The sequence below is a fragment of the Streptomyces sp. JK94 genome (assembly GCF_053613315.1).
On record NZ_JBSICH010000071.1, the window covers coordinates 1 to 6,167 of the forward strand.

General features: G+C 68.1%; 6 protein-coding genes and 1 tRNA gene. 4 read left to right on the forward strand and 3 right to left on the reverse strand.

Annotation, left to right across the window (positions count from 1 at the left end):
• The first annotated feature begins 122 nt into the window (after positions 1-122).
• Positions 123-629, forward strand: coding sequence for a hypothetical protein (locus ACVV2G_RS33030; protein ID WP_453842056.1), 507 nt, complete (start codon positions 123-125; stop codon positions 627-629).
• Here the strand turns inward: ACVV2G_RS33030 and ACVV2G_RS33035 are convergent.
• Positions 571-1,377, reverse strand: a complete 807-nt coding sequence (locus tag ACVV2G_RS33035; RefSeq protein WP_453842038.1) for an IS5 family transposase — start codon at positions 1,375-1,377, stop codon at positions 571-573. The two genes, ACVV2G_RS33030 and ACVV2G_RS33035, sit on opposite strands and share 59 nt — an antisense overlap.
• A 282-nt stretch (positions 1,378-1,659) precedes the next feature.
• Between ACVV2G_RS33035 and ACVV2G_RS33040 the strand changes: the two genes are divergently transcribed.
• A complete protein-coding gene (locus ACVV2G_RS33040) occupies positions 1,660-2,181 on the forward strand; it encodes a hypothetical protein (RefSeq protein WP_453846454.1) in 522 nt (173 codons plus the stop codon).
• A 210-nt stretch (positions 2,182-2,391) separates the two neighbouring features.
• Here ACVV2G_RS33040 and ACVV2G_RS33045 read toward each other — a convergent pair whose 3' ends face one another.
• A complete protein-coding gene (locus ACVV2G_RS33045) occupies positions 2,392-2,712 on the reverse strand; it encodes a helix-turn-helix domain-containing protein (protein WP_133889192.1) in 321 nt (106 codons plus the stop codon).
• A gap of 21 nt (positions 2,713-2,733) precedes the next feature.
• Here ACVV2G_RS33045 and ACVV2G_RS33050 point away from each other — a divergent pair, with 21 nt between their 5' ends.
• Positions 2,734-3,735 (forward strand): hypothetical protein, encoded by a 1,002-nt coding sequence (locus ACVV2G_RS33050; protein ID WP_453846455.1) that lies wholly within the window; start codon positions 2,734-2,736, stop codon positions 3,733-3,735.
• Between the two features lie 194 nt (positions 3,736-3,929).
• Positions 3,930-5,630, forward strand: a complete 1,701-nt coding sequence (locus tag ACVV2G_RS33055; RefSeq protein WP_453846456.1) for a hypothetical protein — start codon at positions 3,930-3,932, stop codon at positions 5,628-5,630.
• 245 nt (positions 5,631-5,875) lie between these two features.
• Here the strand turns inward: ACVV2G_RS33055 and ACVV2G_RS33060 are convergent.
• Positions 5,876-5,960 (reverse strand) — tRNA-Leu (locus ACVV2G_RS33060).
• Positions 5,961-6,167: the final 207 nt, after the last annotated feature.

The window sequence follows — 6,167 nt, forward strand, 5'->3', positions numbered from 1 at the left end:
AGAGACCGTTCTCTTTCCGAACCTCGTGTGACGTCTTCGCTGGTCAGGCATGAAGTAGCAGCTGCTGCGGGAGCCTGGGCTTGTTGCCGGGCGAGATGTCGTGGAGGTAGCGGATGCCGTCGATGCGGGCGGTTCTGGAGACGCGGCAGAAGGCCGCAGCCGCGCAGGTGAAGGACCTCGAAGCCGAGCTGGAACGGGTGCGGGCGGCTCTGGCGGAGGCGGAGGAGGTGCACCGGCGCCGGGTGATCGGTCTGGAGCAGTATCTGGAAGCGTTGGCCGAGGAGAACGCACCCGCCGACGGGGCCGGCGAGGTGCCGCGGAGGAAGGCGGTCGGGCCTCGCCGGGCGGTGCCGCACCGGCGACACGCGAGTGGGGTGGCGGAGTTGTCGCCGGACTACCAGGCGTTGATGGCCGCCGCGGTCGATGCGGGAGGCGACGGGCTGGGTGCCCGGCGGGCGGCGGTGGTGCTGGGCTGGGACAGCGCGTCCGCCTCCCGCGTCGAAGGGGCGAGGGCCCGGCTGAAACGGCTGGTGGAACGGGGCTGGCTGGTCGAAGCGAAACCGGGCAGGTTCATGCCGCCCGCGCCGCAACAGGCTCCTGACACCGGGCGGCCAGGCGGCGGCTCATGAGCATGGTCATCGACCACAGGATGACCGCTTCGCTGGTGTCGGTGCGCCGCTCGTAGTCCCGGACCAGGCGCCGACTGCGCAGGCACCAGGCGAGAGACCGTTCCACGACCCAGCGGCGGGGCAGGACCTGGAAGCCGCGGATGTCGTCGCTGCGGCGGACGATGTCCAGGACGACGCCGAGCTGCGTTGCGCTCCAGTCGACGAGGTGGCCGGTGTAGCCGCCGTCGGCCCACACCCGTGCCAGCCGCCCGAAGCGGCCCCGGGCCGCGGGCAGCAGGAGGCGGGCGGCGTCCCGGTCGGTGGTCGACGCCGGGGTGACCAGCACTGCCAGCAGCAGACCGAGCGTGTCGGTGAGCAGGTGCCGCTTGCGTCCATTGATCTTCTTGCCCGCGTCGTAGCCCCGCGAGGTGAGGGCGACGGTGGCGTCCGCCTTCACCGACTGCGAGTCGATGACCGCCGCACTCGGCTCCCGGTCGCGTCCCTCGGCATCACGGACCGCCTCGCGCAGCCGGTCATGCAGCTCGGCCACGAGTCCCGCGTCCCGCCAGCGGGCGAAGAAGGCATACACCCGCGGCCAGGGCGGGAAGTCCGACGGCATCGCCCGCCACTTGATGCCGTTGTCGACGAGGTAGCGCACCGCGTCGATCATCTGCCGGTGGCAGTAACCCTCCGGCCGCCCGCCCCGGCCGGCCAGCCATCCCGGAACCGGCAGCAGATCCCGCACTGCTGCCCACTCGGCATCGCTCATGTCCGAGCCGTACCGGGGCCGGCGCCCCGGGCGGTCGGCCGCATTCCCGAACCTGTGGGCGAGACAGTCACACCCAGGAGTGGACGGACTGGACCCGGCCACTGCGACCACGCGACACTTCGACAACAGGGCCTCTTGCTCCTCGCTGGACTCGACATCCGCGAGCTACCAAGAGGCCCTTCCTTCATGTCCGAACACCCGACAACTCACCCGATCCAGCACCCTGTTCGAGCCCCGGCCGAGCACCCGCACGGATAGAGAACAGCCAGTTAGGAGTTCGCTATGGCGGGATACCAGACCAGCGCACCTGCGTCAGACAAGGGTGTCTACATCGGCCAGGCCCGGCATGCCGTGAAGGAGCTGATCACTTTACTGCGCGGCGAGTTGGCGACATTGGAAGCTGCGTACGCGATGATGTGCGAGGGTGCCGAATCCACCGATGTCCGCGAAGAGCCACCGGACATTGGCGAGGACGCGGGAACCGCCCAACCCTCCCGGGAGGGTCCGCCTGAAGTTTCTGTCGCCGACGAGGATCCTTCATCCGAAGATGCGCGCCCGGGCATGGGCACTCGGACCCTGGGGCCACCGCGTAACGGAAGCATGCGCGATGCGATCCTCACACTCCTGTGCGCCGCCCAAGAGGCAATGTCCATCACCGATATCGCGGCGGCGGTGCGCCCGGGAGCGGACGCGACGGTCCGCTCATCCGTAGGAAAAACCCTCAACCGTATGAAGCAACTTGGCGAGGTGGAAAACGTGGCACCGGGAATGTTCCGGGCCGTGCTGTCATCCCGGGCAGCTTGATCCACCCGAGGGCGACCCTAACCCAACAAGCAGGCCTCCCTCGATTAGCGGTCGAGGGAGGCCGCCAAACACGCGAACGGACGCTTCTCCTGGCAGGGTTCCGGTCCGTCGCGCACGTTCACTCTAGCGCCCCCACGGGTGGCACTAGAGGGCGTCTGCGCCATTCCGCACTTGAGCGTGCACGACTGACCTCAAAGAGGCAATTGGGGATCAGTCATGAGCACATTGGGTCGCATTCGATCCGGGCCAGAGCGCCAGGCCCAGGGCGCGCTCCAGTCGGCAGACCGTCAGCACATCCGGCCAGGTGGCGCCCGCCAGCAGATCGCCGATGGTCTGTCTGCCGACGTTGCTCTGGGCGGCCAGGGCACGCAGCGAGAGCTCCGGCCTCTCACGCAGGGCGGCGGCGAGGCGGCGGGCAATCGTCTGGACCACCGCCGCGGCGGGCTCCCCGACGATCCGGGCATCCGGCCACTCCTCCGGATCGACGGCGTAGCTCCATGGCGGCGCCGTGCGCGCTCGGCCTCCGGTCATAAAGATGCGTTCCTTCAGATCGTGATCGACACTGACACCAGTGGCCGGTTAACCGGCCACCTGTCATGGGCCTTGCGCCTGGAGGTCGCTGTGTCGAATCGCCTGCTGACCTACGCACCGAAGGCGGAGACGGTGCCACCCGCCCAGTGGCGCCGCATCGCTCCGGTCGTCCGCTCGCTGGGATTCATGGCCGTTGCAGCGGGACCCTACGGCCCAGACGTGGTCATGACACCGCTCGCACGGCTGGTCGCCTGGGTCGAGGCCCAGGGCCTCCCGCTCGAACCCTCGGTGATCCTTGACCAGAGCACCGTCGAACGGTTCATCCTCGTCGGCTGCCGCGACATGGCCACCAACAGCCGCCGAACCTGCAGTAGCCAGCTGCGCCGGGCATCCGAAGCACTCCTGCTGGACCAGCTCGGACAGCATCCGCCGATCCGGCTGAAGGCCACCGCCGCCCCAGTGGCCCCCTACCCGCCGGCAGAAATCGCCTACTGGCTGATCTGGGCGCAGAGCCTGCCCACCCCCGCCCAGCGGCGCAACGCCTGTCTTCTGTTCTGTCTTGGCGTTGGCTGCGGGCTCGCCGTTGAGGATCTTGTGTACGTTCAGGGGCGGGACATCCTCGCGGGCCCCACCGGCCGGGCACTGGTCAAGGTTCACGGGCGCCGTCCGCGCACTGTCGTATGCCGGTACGCCTACGAGGAACTGCTGCTGGCGGAAGCCGCCCACATCCCGGCAGACGCGTACGCCTTCCGACCGGACTGGCAGGACCGCACCAGCAAGCACATCGCATCGGACTGGCTGGCCAGGTACCCGCGGATCATCGGCCGTTGTGACGGTGCAGTGCTGCAGACCCAGCGGCTGCGCACAACCTGGCTCGTCGAACTGCTGAATGCAGGTATTCCGCTGAAGGTGATCCTCAAAGCGTCGGGGCTCGGGACCCTGCACAGCCTCTCGCGCTACCTCGTCTTCCTCCACGACGTGCCCGAAGCGGAGGCATCCGATCTGTTGCGGGGGGCGGCATGAGCAGGAAGAACCCGGAGGATAAACCCTGCCGGCGTACCGGCCTAGCCCTACGCCCTGCACCGCAGGCCCCCGGCCGGACCCTCAACGACCGCGTTGTGAGGCAGGTCTTCGACCTCGTGCGACACAGCGGAGTACTGGAACGCCTTCCCTCCAACGAGCTCCGGCCAGGCCCGAAGGGCTTCCCGTTCCGCACAGTGCTGATCGGCCTGATCTTGTCGCAGTACATGGGCAAGAGCGCGAACATCAACGACGCATGGGAAATGCTCTTCTTCGCCCTGTCTCCAGGGTCCAAAGCCCTCCTTGACGTCCCCGACGTCGACCTGCACATCCGCGAGGGCGCAACCCGAGAAGAAATCGACCGCGTCGCGCACCACCAGTACGCGACGTCGAAGCGCGTCTACCGGTCCTGGGCCTCGATGACCCGGCGCCTCGACCCGGCACCACACGACCGCCGCAAGCGACTGTCGCTCAGCGAGGCCAAGAAGATCCGACGGAAGTGGAATGCCCTCGCCAACCAGGAGACCGTGCGCAACCTGGAGGCCATCGCCCAGGATCTGATTCTCGCACCGGTGATGGCTTCCTACCGGCGCGGCGACTTCGCTCGGTGGCCTGGCCACATCTCGGTCGACGACACTCCGGTTCCGGTCTGGGGCAAAGAGCCGGACTACCACCAGGACCGGGCCTCGCTTGAGATCACCGCCGGGATGTACGTGAAGGGAGGAACGCAGAAGAAGTCGCCCAGCGGCAAAGCTGCGGCCTCCACGAACACCGGCACCCGGCGCGGCACGGCAAACAAGCCAGTGCCTCGCAAGACCAAGTCGGGACAGGAGAAGAAAGCCAAGGCGCCGGAGAAGAGAGAGTTCCGCTACGCCATGATGGCCGCGTTCCCGGGCCATGGCCATGGCGACCTCGCCGGCGCCTACCCCGCGGTCTGCCTCGGCATGATCCTTCACACCCCGGGCACCGAACCCGGCCCGGCCGCCCTGCGCGCCATCCAGCCGGCCTTCGAACGAGGCCTGGTCAAAGACCTGTTCTGCGCCGACCGGGGCATCACCCAGGCCAAGCCTCACAACCTGCATCTGCAGCTGCTCAAACTCGGCCTCAACGCGGTGAAGCACTACAACGACGACAAGGTCGACCGGCAGGGAGAGTTCCGCGGCATGCAGCTGGTCGGTGGCGAGTTCTACTGCCCGCTGATGCCCGCCGCGCTCATCACTGCGGGCGTCACGTACATCGACAGCCGCACGGACGAGGACCGCGCCCACGCACTCAACCTGGTCCAGTCCCGGAAGGACTACCAGACCAAGATCAAGGAGTACGGGCCCGCAGGGGACCAGCGTCGGCAGTGCCCCGCCCTCGGGCCACACGCCACGGTCACCTGCTATCGCCGGCCCCAGCCACGCCCGTCCACCGTCGTCGACCTCGACGCCCCCACCGTGCGTACCCCGGCAGCCCTGCCCACCATCCCCAAGCCCAAGCGGGACACCCCCGTCTACCCCGACATCTGCAGGGGGAAGAGCATTACCGTCCCGGGCACCGTGTTGGCCAAGTGGCGGCAGAAATACCCCCTGTTCACCCCTCTGTGGCAGGAAGCCTGGTCCGGACTGCGCAGTCAGAACGAGGGCGGCAACGGCAACCTGAAGAAGTCCGCCCTCGACAGCATCGACAATCCCCAGCTCCGCCTGCCGCACGGACGCGTCGCACAGACCCTGCTCAATGCCGTCATCATCTTCGTGGCGAACCTCAGAGCCATCCGACGGTTCCTCCGCGACCAGGGCATCCAGCCCCGCAAAGCCAGCCCGCAGAGCGCCGCAATCCAACCCGGTGAGCCCTCCGGCCCGCCCCTGGCGCGACCGCTTCCGACCGAGCAGGTCGAGCCGCCGCCACGCGAGTGACACACCTCCGCCGCGCTCCGCCCCCTGAAAACCCCACATGCCTGCGCCACGGCTACCAGCCGTCGCGCAGGCATGTCCTGTTTCCGCAGGTGAGAGGCGCAGTGCCTGGACCGCCACCGCCTCACCTCCTCATCGAGCCGATCACGAGGCTCAAGGCCCCAGAAACGACGAAATACCGGTGAGTCACATGACTCGACCGGTAATTCGTGAACGCTTCGGGACGATCTCGTGAACGTCCCGACTTGTGTCCGAGGGGGGACTTGAACCCCCACGCCCGATAAAGGGCACTAGCACCTCAAGCTAGCGCGTCTGCCATTCCGCCACCCGGACCAGGTGCCCGTCGCTTGAGCGGGGGTGCTCCCCGCGGCGACATGGACAACCATACCAAGGTTTCGCAGTGCCTTTCACCTGCGTTTCCTCCCCCTGAGCAGCCGTCCGGGACCGGCGGCTCGGCTGCACCCAGGGTCGGACCATGAGTGACCGGATGGTGACCCAGGGGCCGTTTCCGCGCCGCGCCGGCGCCGCAGTACGGTGGCG

Bases quoted from the DNA above. Each gene is read 5' to 3' on its own strand.
- ACVV2G_RS33035 (WP_453842038.1), bottom strand. From the start codon at position 1,377: ATGAGCGATGCCGAGTGGGCAGCAGTGCGGGATCTGCTGCCGGTTCCG.
- ACVV2G_RS33045 (WP_133889192.1), bottom strand. From the start codon at position 2,712: ATGACCGGAGGCCGAGCGCGCACGGCGCCGCCATGGAGCTACGCCGTC.
- ACVV2G_RS33030 (WP_453842056.1), top strand. From the start codon at position 123: ATGCGGGCGGTTCTGGAGACGCGGCAGAAGGCCGCAGCCGCGCAGGTG.
- ACVV2G_RS33040 (WP_453846454.1), top strand. From the start codon at position 1,660: ATGGCGGGATACCAGACCAGCGCACCTGCGTCAGACAAGGGTGTCTAC.